This window comes from Bradyrhizobium sp. USDA 4502 (assembly GCF_054063355.1).
In genome coordinates, this window is record NZ_JBSSGF010000001.1 from 4,077,506 (window position 1) to 4,092,579 (window position 15,074).

Below are 15,074 nucleotides of genomic sequence, written 5' to 3' on the forward strand. Positions count from 1 at the left end.
GGCGGGAATGCATTGGATGCCGCGAACACTGATCGGCCCTCCCCAATCGCATGGTGCATCGCAAGACCTCGTTTGTGCATCTGCACAATTCTCCCGACCGCATTCGCCACCTTGCTTCTGCCGCGCATCGGACTAGTTTTACTTGACCGGTTGCGACAGGCGTCGTCCGGCAAGCTCCTTCTGGTTGAATCTGATTTGCCGGACTCAGTCGCGATTTTCGCGCATGAGGCGGATGTGCGTGTGTTGATGGCGCTCCGTTCCCCTGCGGCCACAAGCAAGGAGACCGGAACCATGACCACGGTGTTCGCACGACCCAAGCTGCAATTGTTTGGCGTCTCTACCGCCTTCGTCGTTCGCAAGATCAGCCTTTCCGACCTGGGCGACGCGTTGCGCCTCGGCTGGGAAGACTTCAAGGCCATCCCGACCCACGCAATCGTCCTGTGCGTGATGTATCCCGTGCTCGGACTTGTCCTGTTCAGACTTGTGCTTGGCTATTCGGTGCTGCCGCTGCTGTTTCCGCTCGCCGCCGGCTTCGCCCTGATCGGTCCTTTCGCCGGCCTCGGCCTCTACGAACTGAGCCGACGGCGCGAACGCGGAGAGGAGCCAGGAGCCTGGGATGCGATGCAGGTGCTGCGCGCGCCGTCGTTCGGCGCCATGTTCGAACTTGGCGTTCTTCTGTTCGTTCTGTTCGGGGTCTGGATCGCCACCGCGGACGCGATCTACATCATGACGTTCGGTTATGCGCCGGCTGCGAGCATCCCTGATTTCGCAAAGCGTGTGTTGACGACGCCCGAAGGCTGGTCGCTCATCATCGTCGGATGCGGCGTCGGCTTCCTTTTCGCCTTGGTTGCCCTATGCGTCAGCGTCGTCTCCTTTCCACTGATGCTCGACCGTCATGCGACCGCGATCGATGCGATCCGCACCTCGATACGGGCCGTGATGATGAATCCAATTGAGATGGCCGCGTGGGGATTGATCGTTGCGGTATTGCTGGCCGTGGGCTCACTGCCATTCTTCGTCGGTCTCTGCGTCGTTCTGCCGGTGCTTGGTCATGCGACCTGGCATCTTTACAGGAAGGTGGTCGAGCCTGACCGGAATCCCCCGCAAGAAGAGCCCCGCCCGCCGATCGGTCACCGCTACGCGGCCGATTTCCCGGCCTCCCTCTTCCCGTGGAGCCGTGAGCGCTAAGCGTTTTCGCGCGAAGCGGCTACCGGTTCGCGTGAAGAAAACGCGTCAAAACAAGAACCGGCGCGAGCTTGATCGCTCCCGCGGCAAGCGGACGTAATTTATTGTCGCGCCGCGCCGCGGCCTGGCCGGCGACGAACCCCGACATTCCGCGAACCATTGCGCGATGTTGGAACGACGAGGTCCGCTCCCAACTTCCGCTGCGGACTTTCGCCGGGACGACGAAGGTGGATGTCGGCCGTGTCACACTATCGATGTCGTCCTGGCGAAAGCCAGGACCCATTACCCCAAGCGGAATTTGTTGCGCGACGCCGGGGCCGCGATCCCGTTCACAATCGAATTTGGTGGTTATAGGTCCTGGCTTTCGCCAGGACGACGACCGTATTTGCAGCGACGGCGCAATCCACACCGCCACATCCCCTTACCTCATCAGCGCCTCGACCTCCTTGCGGAACGCCTGGCGCGAGCCGTCGCGGGAGTAGAACATGTGGCCGCCGGGATAGACCGCGAGCCTGGTGCGGCTCGGGCCCGCGAAGGCCGGCAACTGATCGAGGATGATCTTCGAGGCGAAGTACGGCGTGGCGAGATCGAACAGGCCGTGGCCGACCAGGAGTTTCAGGTTGGGGTCGAGCGCCAGCGCCTGGCGAAGCTGCGTCACCGACTCCGCCGGACTGATGCCGTGACCGAACTCCCAGGCCTTGTTCACGCTTTCGCTGAGCAGATGATAGGAGCCGTCCGGCCGCCAGTTCAGCTTGCGCGTGGTGAGGTCGACGGCGGCGCTGGTCAAAGGCGCCATCAGCGGATCGCCGGACGGATCGTTGAAGCGGAAATAGCTGGAATCCGGATAGGGATCGAAGCCCTCGATGGAGGCGTCGTAGCGGCCGGTCACCTTGCCGCTCTTGCGATCGAACTCGCGGCGGAATTCGCCGATGTCGAAGCGGCCGGCCAGCCTGCGGCTCACCACCTGATCGATCCCGGTCAGGCTTGCGACCTTGTCGGCGAGCCGCGTGGTGGCCTCGGTGTCGGCCTGCCCCTTGACGAGGTCGAGCAGGAAATCGCCGCGCGCGTAGCTCTCGACGTCGGCGAGATCCTCGCGCGTCACCGGGCCCTTTGCCTGTCGCGCCACCGCCGCCATGGTCGGCAGGCTTGCGACATATTGCAGGAGGCTGGAGCCGGTATATTCGCGGAAATCGAGCACCGGCGAGATCAGCACCAGGCCGCGGACGCCGACGCCCTGCTGCATTTGCAGATTGCGCACCACCTTGGGCCCGCGAATGCCGCCATAGCTTTCGCCGACGAGATATTTCGGCGAGGTCAGCCGGTCGTATTTCTCCAGCCAGCGGCGGATCACCAGCGCGACCGAATTGGCGTCGCCGTCGACGGTGAAGAAACGCTTGCGCGCCTCCTCCGACGTCGTGACAAAGCGACTGTAGCCGGTGCCGACCGGGTCGATGAAGACGAGATCGGTGAAATCGAGCCAGGTGTCGGCATTGGCCTGCAGCTCGGGCGCGGCCGAGGACACCGCGCCGTCGAACGGCAGCCGCCATGGCCCGACATTGCCCAATTGCAGCCAAGCCGACGCGGAGCCCGGACCGCCGTTGAACAGGAAGGTCACCGGCCGGTTCGCCTTCTCGGCGCCGTCGAGTTGGTAGGATGTATAAGCGATGTCGGCGAGCGGCTCGCCCTTGTCGTCGAACACGCGGATCGAGCCCGCGGTCGCGCTGAAGTTCAGCGTGCGGGTAGGCAGCGCGACCGATTGCTTGGTCGTGGAGTCCGGCGGCAGGCGGTGCTGCTCGGCGGTCGAGCCGCTGGCCGCAGCGTTGGCGCCGGAGCCGGCCTCGCTGCCGCGCCCTGCCCGCCCCTTCTGGCCGCTCGGGTTCTGACCACCTGGGTTCTGGCCGCTTGGGGCCTGCGCGCTCGGCGACGGCGATGGCTGCGGGACGTCATCGTCGGCTCGCGCCGCGGTCGCAAGGCAGGCCACCAGCAACGCCGCGGCGAGCCGTGTCGCAAGACTGTTAGCCATATCGTTCACTCCCTGCGCCCCGATTTACGCAATCGAGCAGCAAACTGCGCTAGTTTGGCGGCGCCGGCGTGGCATGCGGTCCGTTCCCGGACCATCTCGACAAGGCCGCCCGGGATGTATAGACGAGCGCGGCGTGTTCCGTGCCAAACGAGTTCGTGAGCGAATGGCCAGCTCCAAGCGGTATGACAAGATCGCCTTCGTCGCCAGCGCGAGCGTGGAAGCGCAGTCGGCGCTCGAGCAGCTGACGGAAATGTACGGCAACCATCTACCCGCGGATGCCGACGTCGTGGTCGCGCTCGGCGGCGACGGTTTGATGCTGCAGACGCTGCACGCCAACATGCGCAGCGGCAAGCCGATCTACGGCATGCACCGCGGCACGGTCGGCTTCCTGATGAACGAATATTCGACGCATGATCTGCGCGCCCGGCTTGCCGCCGCGCGGGAGTCGCTGATCAATCCGCTGTTGATGCGCGCGACCGACATCCACGGCGCCGTGCATCTGCATCACGCCATCAACGAGGTCGCGCTGTTCCGGCAGACCTACCAGGTCGCCAAGCTGCGCATCCTGATCGACGAGCACGAGCGGATGCCCGAGCTGATGGCCGACGGCATCCTGGTGGCGACGCCGGCCGGATCGACCGCCTACAACCTCTCCGCCCAGGGGCCGATCCTGCCGATCAACGCGGCGCTGTTGGCGCTGACCCCGATCAGCGCGTTCCGGCCGCGGCGCTGGCGCGGCGCGCTGCTGCCGAATTCCGCCTTCGTGGTGATCGAGGTGATCGAGGGCGAGAAGCGCCCGGTCGCCGCGGTCGCCGATCATGACGAGGTCCGCGACGTCCGCCGGGTCGAGGTGTTGTCCGACAAGACGATCGCGATGCGGATGCTGTTCGACCCCGGCCACTCGCTGGAAGAACGCATCCTGCGCGAGCAGTTCGGCTACTGACGGCGTCTGCCTCCTTGCCCGGCAACCAATCATTAACCCCGGGCGGGATATGGTTAACGTCGGGTAATACCGCATTGGCCCGGTATGCCCTATCAGGGCCGGACCATGTATCGCATCGATTTCAACAAGCTGCGATTTTTGATTTGCGACGACAATCCGCACATGCGCCGCATCCTGCGGACGCTGCTGCATTCGTTCGGCGCGCGCGAGGTGTATGAGGCCGAGGACGGCGCCACCGCGCTCGAGATGAATACGCACTACGTGCCCGACATCGTCATCACCGACTGGTCGATGCCGATCTTCGACGGGCTCGAGCTTGCGCAGATGATCCGGCAGCCGGAATCCAAGGGCAACCCCTACGCGCCGATCATCATGCTGACCGGGCATTCCGAGAAGCGCCGTGTCACCGTGGCGCGCGATGCCGGCGTCACCGAATTCTTGGCCAAGCCGATCTCGGCCAAGGGCCTCTACCAGCGCATCATGAACGTGGTCGCCAACCCGCGCCCGTTCATCAAGACCAAGACCTATTTCGGCCCTGACCGCCGCCGGAACACCACCAACACCTATATCGGCCCCGAACGCCGCGGCAGCGGCGAGGTCGAGGTGCTGCAACAACCGTCGCTGCTCGAAAAGGCGCGCTCGGCCATCTAGGACATCGCCATGGCGAAAGACAAACCCGGGACGATCGAGGTCAAGAGTTTCAGCACGCACCACGTCATCACGCAGCCCAATCCGCTGCGCAAGATGCTGCTGCGCGTCCCCGAGAGCGATCTCGACGATCCTGTCGGCCGCGCCGAAAAGGCGCTCGCCGGGCTGTCGGGCGAGTTCAAGGAGTGGATGACGATCGAGGCCGACCGCCTCTCCGCCGCACACGCCACCGTGCTGCGCGAGGGCTTCAGCGACAAGACGCGCGAGGAGCTGTTCCGCGCCGCGCATGACATCAAGGGTGATGCCGCGACATTCGGCTATCCGTCGGCGGCCGCAGCCGCGGAGAGCCTGTGCCGCATCATCGAGCACGCGCCGGATCTCGGCGCCGTGCCGCCGCAGCTGATTGCGCACCACATCAACGCCGTGCAGGCGATCGTGCGCAACCGCACCAAGCTCGACACCGCGGTCGTCGCCGGCGTGCTGAGCAAGCAGCTCCGCGGCATCGCCGACGAATTCCTGACCCACGCCAACCGCGACCGTCCCGAGCACCTCGAGGCGATCCTCGCGCCGAGCATCGTGCCCGGCGAATAGCCGCGCGGCCGGCTGCTCGCGTTGCGACAGCCCACTCAAGCATCCATCGATGGGAAGGAAACGCGGCCCTCAGGCCGCGATGAGATCGTCGTCGTAGGGCAGCACCGCGATCGCGTCTTCCGCGGCGAGCTCCTCGCAGAACATCCGTGCGTCCTCGCGGGCCGATTCGGTCGCGAAGCGGCGCAGCAGGACCAGGAGCGGCTCGGCCGCCGAATGATCGGTCTCGCAATGCGTCAGCACCCGCTCCACCATGCTGCGATGCAGCCGCGCCGCGCCGTCACCGCTGTCGACATAGCCGACCTCGTGGCTGGCCTCGAGCGCGACGCGGAACGCGGCGTAGGTGGATTCCGGCAGGCCGGCGCGGCGCAGCAGCGCCTGCAGGCCGTTGCCGCCGCGGTCGTTCAACAGCGCGGTGACGCGGCCATAGGGCAGTCCGGACAGTTCGGCGAGCGCCGCCCCGAACAGATCGAGATTGCCCGACAGCAGCGCGCGCAGGATCAGCCCGGCGGTCAATTGCCCGGTGGCGCGCAGATGCGTGATCAGGTTCTGCATGTCGTCGCCGAAGGCGCGCGCGGCGATGTTCACCGTCGAGCGTTCCCTGGCCTCGCCGGCGATGCGGTCGGCCCGATCGGCGCCGAGCCAGTTTCGCGCGACGACGAACTGCGCCAGCGTGTCGGAGAGCTTTGCGACCAGCGCCAGCCGCGTTGCCGACGGCAGGTCCTCCAGCTGTAGCATCGATTCCCTGATGGCGGCGAGATGGCCGTGGCGTTCGACGATGCGATCCCAGGAGAACGGCGCGAGGCCGGCGCAAGGATTCTCGATCAGCTCGAGCGCGGCCGCCGCCGAGCCGACCTCGGCAATCGCGGCGCCGACGGAGGCCGGCAGATTGGTGCGGCGCGCGATCGCGCACTGCATCTCGTCGGAACCGGTGGCAACGATGTCGACGAGGTCGGCATCGATCAAGAGCGGTGAATGCTCCAGCACCGGCAGCGCGATCGCCGGCTGGTCGGCCGACAGCGCCTGCACGATTGCGGCAGGCGCGTCCACGCTGCGCGCGAACACCTCGGCCATCGCCTGCCGTACCAGCGGCGACGGGTCGTCGAGCAGCATCAGCAGCGCGCCTTCGGCTGCGATGCGGTCGTCCTCGGTGAGATCCGAGATGAGCCAGGCCCGGGCCAACGCCCGTGTTGCCTCTGCTCGCTCACCTGCTGGAGCGGTCCTAATCCAACTAATAAACTGCCGAACGATCATGGTCCTTCCGGCTTACGCAACGAAACGGCATCGACATACGACGCCACTGCAAGGAAAAATAAACCATGACGCTTAACAAAGGGTTCACCATAAACGTTTGGGATTATTGACGTTTCGTTAAAGCCGCAACGGCGCGCGGCTTCGCGCGCGCAGCAAGACAGCGCTAGCCGTTGCTGTAGGTGCCGCTCGGATCGCTGAACAGGTCGAGCCGTCCGGGCGCGCGGACCTTCGGCGTCGCCGATGACGTCAGCGAGGCGGAATTGCCCCACAGCTCCTGCACCGCCGGCGAGATCGGCTCCGAGCGGTCGCCGGCCTGGTAGAGCGAGCGGAAGGTCGGCGCCGGCTGTGCCGATGCCACAGCCGAGGTCGCAGCGACGGGCGCGGCCGACCGGGAGTCCGGGAAGGTCGAGAGATAGGATGCGGTATCCATGGTCAGCGCTGTCGTCGGCGCGGCGCTTGCGATCGCGTAAGGCGACATGGTGTCGCCACCCGCCGCCGCGAAGGCGGTGCGCGTGTCCTTGGAGTTCGCGGCCGCCGCGTAGCGCGTGGTCAGCACCGAATAGACCTGGCTGACGCTGCGTGCGCTGCCCGACTTGTCGTAGAAGATCGACTGGTTGGCGGCCGCCGCCTTCGGGAACATCGTGGCCGCATTGGCGCTCGGGCTGTCCTCGGCGCTCGAGATCAGCTTGCCGGCGCCGCCGACGCCCATGAAGTGGGCCATGTAGAGTTCGGCATCGGCCGGACGGCGGCCGAGCTTGCCGGTAAGCTTGAAGCTGTTGGACTGCGTCAGCACCGCCGCCATCGAGGACGCCGCGTCCGGATCGTCGCGCAGCTTCATGACCGCGGCGCGCGCCGAGGGATCGCTGACCGAATAGCTGCCGTCGGAATTCCTGCTGATGGCGTCGGCATACTGGCCATAACCGAGCTGGCTTCCAGCCTCCTTGACGGTGCCGAGCCAGGTCTGGTCGATGAATTGATAAAGTCCATGCGCCGACGAGGTCGTGGCGCCGGCCCGCGGGTTGAAATTGGATTCCATCTTCGCGGTCGTGAGCAGATATTCGAAGCTCGTGCCGGTGGTCGCGGCCGCCTGCTTGATCGAGCTTGCGACCTTCAGGCGCGAGGAATCGACACCTGCCGAAGCCGTCGCATTGAAGAGGTCGACCGCCATCTGTCCGGGTGCCTTGCCGGGCGCCGGCAATCGGCACCCATGTCCCGTCAAGGTGCCGTAATTATAGTTAATGGCGCGTTAATAGCGCCGGTTCAGGGCTGGGCCTCGTAGTAATGCGCGACCTGGTCGATCTCCTCGGCCGTCATCTGGCGCGCGATGTTGCGCATCTGCTGACTGATATCGTTGCGGCGGGCCCCGGATGCAAAGGCCTCGAGCTGCGCCTTGATGTAGACCGCCGACTGGCCGCCGAGCCAGGGGCTTCCCGCCTTGTTGTCGACATCGCCGTGGCAGGAGCCGCAAGGCGCGATGTTGCGCATCGGGGCGCCCGTCACCACGATCGCCGGCGCGGGACGCCCGGTATCCAGATTGTTCGAAGGCACCCGCGGCAGATAGGCGTAATAGGCCGCGACATCCTTCATGTCCTGATCGCTCATCGCCGCCGCGAACGGGCTCATCACCACGCTGACCCGCGCGCCGGTCTTGAAGTCGTTCAGCTCCTTGTAGGTCACCGCAGCAAATTGCCCGGCGAGGTTCGGTGAATGGGCGTCGCTGACGCCCTGCGGTCCGTGGCAGATCGCGCAGCGCTGCGCCAGCGTTGCGCCCCGCCCGATCGAGACCTGATCTGCCTTGGTCAGCATCTCCGATGTCATGACGACTTTGGACGTCTTGAAATCCGGCTTGATGCCGGCCTCCTGCACGGCGGCACGCGGAACGCCGGCAGCGCTGCAGATCGCATCCCAGACGCCGGCAAGCTTCAAATTGGGTTGCGCCAGCGGCAACCAGATCAGGCCTGCGACGGCCGACAACACAGCGATGGCAACCGTGATGCCGACGCTGGCGCCGAACCACGGATTGCGAAGCGAGAACAGCGGCTGGTCGCTCATCGGCCGGCTCCGACATAGACCGCGGGCACGCTGGTCTCGTTCAGCGCCATCAGCTGCGCGATCGGGAAACCATAATTCACCACGGTGAGACCGACCATCAACGCGAGCCACAGGCCGAATGAGTTGAGCGCGACCGGAATCCGCGCGGGCATGTGCAGCGGCACCGCGAAGCGGTACGCACCCGCCTCGCCTCGCGCGCCGAACTGCCCGCGGATCAGCACCAGCAGGAACAGCAGGCCCGATATCAGAAGAATGAACCCGCCGATTGCCGACATCGTGACCGACAAGGCCTGCGGCGAGATCGCCGGGTTGGCATAGTCATAATAGGCCATGCGGCGCGGCATGCCGAGAATACCGACATAGTGCCACGGGAAGGTGGTCACGATCATGCCGATGAACCACAGCCAGAGCTGCGTGCGCATCAGGCCAAAACTGTCCAGCGCCCGGTCGGTCAGATGCGGCCACAGATCATAGGCGATGGCGAAATACATGATGACGATGGCGCCACCGAAGATCAGGTGGAAATGGCCGGTGATCCACTGCGTGTTGTGCACGGTGGCATCGAGCTGATAGCTCATGTTGATCAGACCGCCGGCGCCGCCGAAGCCGAGCATGACCAGCGACAGCGCCGTCGCCAGCATGATCGGATTGGACCATGGCAGCGCGCCGATCCAGCCGAATGCGCCGCGGCCGCCACGCAGGCGGCTGGCAATCTCCGCCGACGCGCAGATCGTGAACACCGTGAGCAGCGTCGGCAGCGCGACGAGGCCGGTGAACACGGAGTGCATGAACTTGAATCCGGCGCCGACCTGCGGATCGGCAAACAGGTGATGCACGCCGATCGGCATCGCCACCACGACGAACAGGATGAACGAAATCCGCGCCATCGGGTCGCTAAAGAGCCGGCCGCCGATCGCCCGCGGGAAGATCGTGTAATAGGCGATGTAGGTCGGGATCAGCCAGAAATAGACGATGGCGTGCAGCGTCCAGGAGAAGAAGACGCGGGCCAGCCCCGCATCGATCGTCGACTTCAGCCCAAGCGCCACGGGCAGGATCTGGAACAGGATCTCAAGCGCCGCGCCGACCGCGGTCCAGCCCCAGAGCAGTGAGCCCGCAACATTGGCATACATCGCAAGCGGCACCGGCTTGCCCGGGTTCTCGCGCTTCCAGATCGCGAAATTGGTCACCATCAGCGCGACCCAGATCCATGAGCCGACCACGACCATGACGACGCCGATGTAATAGAAGGGATTGCCGACCATCGGCGGATAGAAGGTGTAGAGCACCGAGGCGAGCCCGAGCGACACCGGGATCATCGCGACAACGGCGCCGACGGCGACCAGGAAGAAGCCCACCCAGGCCCAGCGCCGTCCAACCAGCTCTTTCTCGAGCGAGGCTTCGGTGATCGCGTAACCGAATCCCATCGCGATCAGTGTCGGGAATACGTATCCCATCGCCGAGCCATGGGCGGTGACCGAGCGATAGTAGAATTCCGGATTGAAATGCCAGGCGTTCAACGGGCTGCGCACGAACATCTGCCAGGCGCCGAGCACCAGCGCGACGCCGAACACGATGAAGGCAAGCCAGAAATGCACCGCGATCAGCCGCTTGTTAATCAACACAGGTCAGCCTCCGCTTCGCTGCCGCCATGTCACGGAACGCAGCCTTGTCGACCACCTTGACCTTGCCCCACATGCCCTGGTGGCCGATGCCACAGAATTCCTGGCACGGCATCACGTGATCGCCCGGCGCCTTGAAGCGCACCGGCAGGTCGGTGACGTAGCCCGGCACCAGCATCGTGTTGATGTTGGTGCCCTCGATCAGGAAACCGTGGACGACATCGGCGCTGGTGGCGCGGAAGGTGATCGGCGTCTCCGCGGGCACCACGATGCATTGCGGTGTGAAGGAATATTGCTGGCCAATCGCACGCACGGTGACCGATCCGTCGGCCAGCATTTCGCTGCCGAGATTGCTCTCGACGAATTCGCCCGACAGATGCAGCGTCTTGGGATCGGCGGTTTCGACCCGGCCCTGCGGCATCGTCGCCTGATGGATGCCGATATAGGTCGCCATGCCGACCAGGACGCCGACAATGACGATCGACAGCGTCGCCCAGCGCCGCTCGATCCGTGCGGCAACGGCCTCGCCGAGGCTGTGGTCAGTCTCGCTCGCCATCAGGGAACGCTCCGCGGCAGGAAGACCAGCAGATAGAACGCAAACCACAACCCGACCACGACGGCCGTCGCAATGCCCGCGACCGCGACCGCGCCACCTGGACCGGCGCGTACGATGGTCTCGACATCATCGTCTTCCGAGCCCGATGCCGGCGGTTGCGGCGAAGACGAGTTGATCATGATCGCGCTCCCCTTAACGCGAGACGAGACGAGGTTGACTAGTCATCGCGCTTTAGCTCCTTTGTTTGAGCATGATCGTTTCGGAAAACCGCTTCGCACTTTTCCGGATCATGCTTTAGTTCAGCGTTGCTGCCCGCAGTTCGTTGGCCTGCCGCGCCGACACCGGCTCGCCGCGATTGCCCCAGGCCGTTCGAATGTAGGTCACGACAGCCGCGACCTCGTCATCCGACAGTTTCTGCGCGAACGGCGGCATGCCGTGGGGCATCGGATTGCCCGACGTGCCCGGCGGATACCCGCCATTGAGCACCATCCGGATCGGGTTCACTGCGGAGACCATCTGGATCGACTGATTGCCGGCAAGCGGCGGATAATCCGGCGGCATGCCCTGCCCGATCGCGCCATGACAGCTTGCGCAGTCGCGGTCATAGATCGACTTGCCGAAGGACAGCAGCAGACTGCTCTCGGCCGACGGCAGCGAAGTCGACGCCTTCTCCGGAGGACCGCCCTGCGCAAGGCCCTTCAGGTAGACCGCCATCGCGCGCGCATCATCATCATTGAGATATTGCAGGCTGTTGTAGACGACCTCGGCCATCGGTCCGTACACGGCGCCCTTGGCGGACACGCCCTTGCGCAGATAGTCGACGATCTCCTCGATCGTCCAGTCGCCGAGCCCCGTCTCCTTGTTGGAGGTCAGCGACGGCGCGTACCAGTTCTGCATCGGGATCAGGCCGCCCTCGAAGGCCTGCGACTGCTTGCTGCCGCCGAGCGCATTGATCGGGGTGTGACACATCCCGCAATGACCCAGCCCCTCGACCAGGTAGTTACCTCTATTCCACTCCGCCGACTTCGTCGGATCAGGCTTGAACTCGCCTTCCCTGAAGAACAGCGTGCGCCAGCCGAGGATCAGCGAGCGGTTGTTGAACGGGAATGTCAGGTCGTGCGGCTTGTTGAGCTGCCTGACCGGCGGCACCGTGCGCAAATAGGCGTAGATCGCGTCGCTGTCCTCGCGCGTCACCTTGGTATAGGAGGCGAACGGCATCGCCGGATAGACCAGGCCGCCATCGGGAAAGCGGCCATTGTGCATCATCTGGTAGAACTGATCGGAGGTCCACGTGCCGATCCCGGTCTGCGGGTCGGGCGTGATGTTCGACGTGTAGAGCGTGCCGAATGGCGTCTTCATCGGGAGGCCGCCGGCGAAGGTCTTGCCTTCGCGCGCGGTGTGGCAGGCGATGCAATCGCCGGCGCGTGCGAGATACTCGCCCTTGGCGAGGACGGCCGGATCGGCCGCCTTCTGCTGCGCCGATGCCCCAATCGGCGACAGTGCCAGCATCAGTCCGACAAGCAGTCCTGTTAAGGTTCGCGACATCGGCACGATCCCTTCAATGCGGTTCGCTGCCGCATTCGAGCGGCATCGGAAGGCTGCCTCGCGGCGCGAAGGATGGATCCGCCGGCGCCGGACGCGAGGACAGATAGGCGGCCACCGCCTTCACGTCGTCCTCCGTCAGCAGGCTCGCGACGATCTGCATGCAATCGGGAGCGAACGCGGTCCGCGTGCCGTAGCGCCAGCCGCCGAGCTGGCCGCTGATATAGGCGGCGCGCAGGCCAAGCAGGCCGGGAATGCCGGGCTCCATGCCGCCCAATGTGGGACCATGGCAGGCTGAACAGGGCGGAATGCCGTGCTGCGGATCGCCGTTCTTCACGATCGTCTCGCCGCGCGCCAGGATCTCCTTGCTGTCGACCGGCGGGACCAGCGGCGGAAATGCCGGCCTGAGCGAGGCGAAATATTCGGCGATCTTCTTCAGGTAATCGTCGGTCTGAAACTCCAGCAGGTAGTTCATCGGCGGATATTTCCGCCGTCCATCCCGGAATGCGATGAGCTGGTTGTAGAGATAGCCCGCCGGCTTGCCGGCCAGCCGCGGGAAATAGGCGTCGCTGGTGCCCTCGCCTTCGGCGCCGTGACAAGGCGCACAGGCAAGGACGCGCGCGGCCATGGTATCGGGCGCACGCTCGGTCGTTTGCGATTGCGCCTCGCCGATCGGCCACACAGCCCAGGCAAAAAACCCAACAAGCGGTATCAGGCGATGCGCCACAGTTCACCCCCAGTGACGACCATGCGCAACGGCTTGCGCATGGCGTAACAGGGGCCACGAAGTACACGACTTCGCCGCGCTGTACTTGATTCAGATCAATGATCTATTTGCGATAGACCTGCGCCGGATCGAACAGCTTCTCGGCGTCGACAAAGGACAGGCTGACATGCCCGCCCTCGTCCTTCACCGCGCGATAGAAGCAGGAGCGCCGTCCGGTGTGGCAGGCGGCGCCGATCTGCTCGACCTTGATCCACACCGCGTCCTGATCGCAATCCATCCGGATCTCGACCACGCGCTGGGTCTGGCCCGAGCTCTCGCCCTTGCGCCACAGCGCATTGCGCGAGCGGCTGAAGTACCAGCCTTCGCCGGTCGCGATCGTCTTGCGCAGGGCCTCGTCATTCATGTGCGCGACCATCAGCACATCGCCGGTCGCGGCATCGGTCGCGACGCAGGTCACAAGGCCTGCCGCGTCGAATTTGGGCTGGAAGGCCAGCCCCTCCTCGCGGTCGTGATCGTGGGTCGCTGCGGACACGGAAAACCTCGCTCAGGAAAATGCGAGGTTACCGGTTCGGTCCTCGCACCAGGGACAGGAAACGCTGCTGCTCCGCCGGATTGTCGCGGAACATGCCGGTGAAGCGGCTGGTGAAGGTCGATGCACCATGCTTGGCAACGCCGCGCACCGACATGCAGGTATGCTCCGCCTCGATCAGCACTGCAACGCCGCGGGGCTTCAGCACCTCGTCGATCGCAGCCGCGACCTGCGCGGTGAGATGCTCCTGGGTCTGCAGACGGCGGGCGAAGATATCGGTCAGCCGCGCCAGCTTGGAGAGGCCGACGACGCGCTCCACCGGCGTATAGGCAATATGCGCCTTGCCGTAGAACGGCATCATGTGATGCTCGCACTGCGAGGTGAACTCTATGTCGCGGACGAGGACGAAATCGTCGTAGCCGGCGGTCTCGCCGAAGGTGCGGTTCAGCACCTCGGCCGGGCACTGGTGGTAGCCCTGATAGAGCTCGTCATAGGCCTCGACGACCCGGCGCGGCGTGTCGAGCAGGCCCTCGCGGCCGGTGTTCTCGCCGATATAGGCGAGCAGCGTCTTCACGGCGTCCTCCGCCTCCGCCCGCGACGGGCGCGGCTGGTCGGCACGGACGGCCGCCGTCATGAATTCTGAGGGGTCGAGCTCGCCGGGCTTCGCGTCGGTCGGCTTGCTGGGGCGAATCGATTTGATCAAGGCGTCCATGTCTTCTCCGTTCGACCGGCCCTCGGATTTGACCTTGGTCCGGATGTGTCACCGGGCAGACGGGGCGGATGGTTCGACCGCCGGGCGCCTGAGTCCCATAATTGTAGCACCGCCGCGGCGGAGGTGGGCCGCGGTGGCTGCATGGCCGGGCTATGTTTCCGGCGTTGCCGTCCATATATAGGACGGTGCAACCCAGCCGCCAAGAGCGCCCGGCACCGCCGGAACCAGGCATCTGTCCCCATGCTGAACGACATTTACAACAAGCGGATCATCGAGTTGGCCGGCAATATTCCGCGCCTCGGACGGCTGGCCGACCCGGACGCCAGCGCCACCGCCCACTCCAAATTGTGCGGTTCGACCGTCAAGGTCGACCTCAAGATGGACGGTCCCGTGGTGACGGATTTCGCCCATGACGTGAAGGCCTGTGCGCTCGGCCAGGCCTCCTCCTCGATCATGGCGAGCCGGGTGGTGGGCTCGACCGCGGACGAGCTGCGCGAATTGCGCGAGACGGTCCGCAAGATGCTGAAGGAAAACGGCCAGCCCCCGCAGGGCGGCAAATGGGCCGATATCGCGCTGCTCGAGCCGGTGCGCGACTACAAGGCCCGCCATGCCTCGACCCTGCTGACCTTCGATGCCGTGGTCGATGCGATCGGTCAGATCGAGGCCAAGGCGAAGCAGCCGGCGTAAAATTGCATG

At 65.1% G+C, this 15,074-nt stretch carries 17 protein-coding genes; 5 read left to right on the plus strand and 12 right to left on the minus strand.

Annotated features, from left to right (window positions below):
* Positions 1 to 291: 291 nt before the first annotated feature.
* A complete protein-coding gene (locus ACVW1B_RS18905) occupies positions 292 to 1,188 on the plus strand; it encodes a DUF2189 domain-containing protein (RefSeq protein ID WP_026192934.1) in 897 nt (298 codons plus the stop codon).
* A gap of 19 nt (positions 1,189 to 1,207) precedes the next feature.
* Here the strand turns inward: ACVW1B_RS18905 and ACVW1B_RS18910 are convergent, their stop codons facing one another.
* Both ACVW1B_RS18910 and ACVW1B_RS18915 read right to left on the minus strand, forming a co-directional pair.
* A complete protein-coding gene (locus ACVW1B_RS18910; RefSeq protein WP_456822017.1) occupies positions 1,208 to 1,594 on the minus strand; it encodes a hypothetical protein in 387 nt (128 codons plus the stop codon).
* A 12-nt stretch (positions 1,595 to 1,606) separates the two neighbouring features.
* Entirely contained in the window at positions 1,607 to 3,208 is a 1,602-nt protein-coding gene (locus ACVW1B_RS18915; RefSeq protein WP_253608059.1) for a S10 family peptidase, read from the minus strand.
* A 163-nt stretch (positions 3,209 to 3,371) separates the two neighbouring features.
* On the opposite strand from ACVW1B_RS18915, the gene ACVW1B_RS18920 reads away from it, so the two are divergent.
* The 3 genes from ACVW1B_RS18920 (at position 3,372) to ACVW1B_RS18930 (ending at position 5,390) form a co-directional block, all read left to right on the plus strand.
* A complete protein-coding gene (locus ACVW1B_RS18920; RefSeq protein ID WP_253608058.1) occupies positions 3,372 to 4,151 on the plus strand; it encodes an NAD kinase in 780 nt (259 codons plus the stop codon).
* A 105-nt stretch (positions 4,152 to 4,256) separates the two neighbouring features.
* The gene (locus ACVW1B_RS18925; protein ID WP_456822018.1) at positions 4,257 to 4,802 is read left to right on the plus strand and encodes a response regulator; all 546 of its coding nucleotides are present in this window, start codon (positions 4,257 to 4,259) and stop codon (positions 4,800 to 4,802) included.
* 9 nt (positions 4,803 to 4,811) lie between these two features.
* Positions 4,812 to 5,390, plus strand: coding sequence for an Hpt domain-containing protein (locus ACVW1B_RS18930; RefSeq protein WP_253608057.1), 579 nt, complete (start codon positions 4,812 to 4,814; stop codon positions 5,388 to 5,390).
* Between the two features lie 69 nt (positions 5,391 to 5,459).
* Here the strand turns inward: ACVW1B_RS18930 and ACVW1B_RS18935 are convergent, their stop codons facing one another.
* From ACVW1B_RS18935 to folE, 10 genes are all read right to left on the minus strand, one after another.
* Positions 5,460 to 6,641, minus strand: coding sequence for a DUF2336 domain-containing protein (locus ACVW1B_RS18935; RefSeq protein ID WP_456822019.1), 1,182 nt, complete (start codon positions 6,639 to 6,641; stop codon positions 5,460 to 5,462).
* Between the two features lie 163 nt (positions 6,642 to 6,804).
* Positions 6,805 to 7,809 (minus strand): transglycosylase SLT domain-containing protein, encoded by a 1,005-nt coding sequence (locus ACVW1B_RS18940; RefSeq protein ID WP_253608055.1) that lies wholly within the window; start codon positions 7,807 to 7,809, stop codon positions 6,805 to 6,807.
* Positions 7,810 to 7,901: 92 nt separating this feature from the next.
* Positions 7,902 to 8,693 carry a c-type cytochrome gene (locus tag ACVW1B_RS18945; RefSeq protein WP_456780332.1) on the minus strand — a complete coding sequence of 264 codons (792 nt, stop codon included), beginning with the start codon at positions 8,691 to 8,693 and terminating at the stop codon, positions 7,902 to 7,904.
* Positions 8,690 to 10,315: a b(o/a)3-type cytochrome-c oxidase subunit 1 gene (locus tag ACVW1B_RS18950; RefSeq protein WP_456822020.1), complete on the minus strand. Its 1,626-nt coding sequence runs from the start codon at positions 10,313 to 10,315 to the stop codon at positions 8,690 to 8,692. Before ACVW1B_RS18950 ends, ACVW1B_RS18945 begins: the two co-directional genes overlap by 4 nt.
* Positions 10,305 to 10,868, minus strand: coding sequence for a cupredoxin domain-containing protein (locus ACVW1B_RS18955; protein WP_057019660.1), 564 nt, complete (start codon positions 10,866 to 10,868; stop codon positions 10,305 to 10,307). Before ACVW1B_RS18955 ends, ACVW1B_RS18950 begins: the two co-directional genes overlap by 11 nt.
* Entirely contained in the window at positions 10,868 to 11,047 is a 180-nt protein-coding gene (locus ACVW1B_RS18960) for a hypothetical protein (RefSeq protein WP_016843914.1), read from the minus strand. The genes ACVW1B_RS18955 and ACVW1B_RS18960 overlap by 1 nt, the downstream gene beginning before the upstream one ends.
* A gap of 115 nt (positions 11,048 to 11,162) precedes the next feature.
* Positions 11,163 to 12,413: a c-type cytochrome gene (locus ACVW1B_RS18965; protein ID WP_375167078.1), complete on the minus strand. Its 1,251-nt coding sequence runs from the start codon at positions 12,411 to 12,413 to the stop codon at positions 11,163 to 11,165.
* A 13-nt stretch (positions 12,414 to 12,426) separates the two neighbouring features.
* Positions 12,427 to 13,038 carry a c-type cytochrome gene (locus ACVW1B_RS18970; protein ID WP_253608052.1) on the minus strand — a complete coding sequence of 204 codons (612 nt, stop codon included), beginning with the start codon at positions 13,036 to 13,038 and terminating at the stop codon, positions 12,427 to 12,429.
* 202 nt (positions 13,039 to 13,240) lie between these two features.
* The gene (hisI, locus tag ACVW1B_RS18975) at positions 13,241 to 13,669 is read right to left on the minus strand and encodes a phosphoribosyl-AMP cyclohydrolase (protein ID WP_057019662.1); all 429 of its coding nucleotides are present in this window, start codon (positions 13,667 to 13,669) and stop codon (positions 13,241 to 13,243) included.
* A gap of 28 nt (positions 13,670 to 13,697) precedes the next feature.
* The gene (gene folE / locus ACVW1B_RS18980) at positions 13,698 to 14,378 is read right to left on the minus strand and encodes a GTP cyclohydrolase I FolE (RefSeq protein ID WP_229189351.1); all 681 of its coding nucleotides are present in this window, start codon (positions 14,376 to 14,378) and stop codon (positions 13,698 to 13,700) included.
* Positions 14,379 to 14,618: 240 nt separating this feature from the next.
* On the opposite strand from folE, the gene ACVW1B_RS18985 reads away from it, so the two are divergent.
* The gene (locus ACVW1B_RS18985; RefSeq protein ID WP_057019663.1) at positions 14,619 to 15,065 is read left to right on the plus strand and encodes an iron-sulfur cluster assembly scaffold protein; all 447 of its coding nucleotides are present in this window, start codon (positions 14,619 to 14,621) and stop codon (positions 15,063 to 15,065) included.
* Positions 15,066 to 15,074 lie beyond the last annotated feature (9 nt).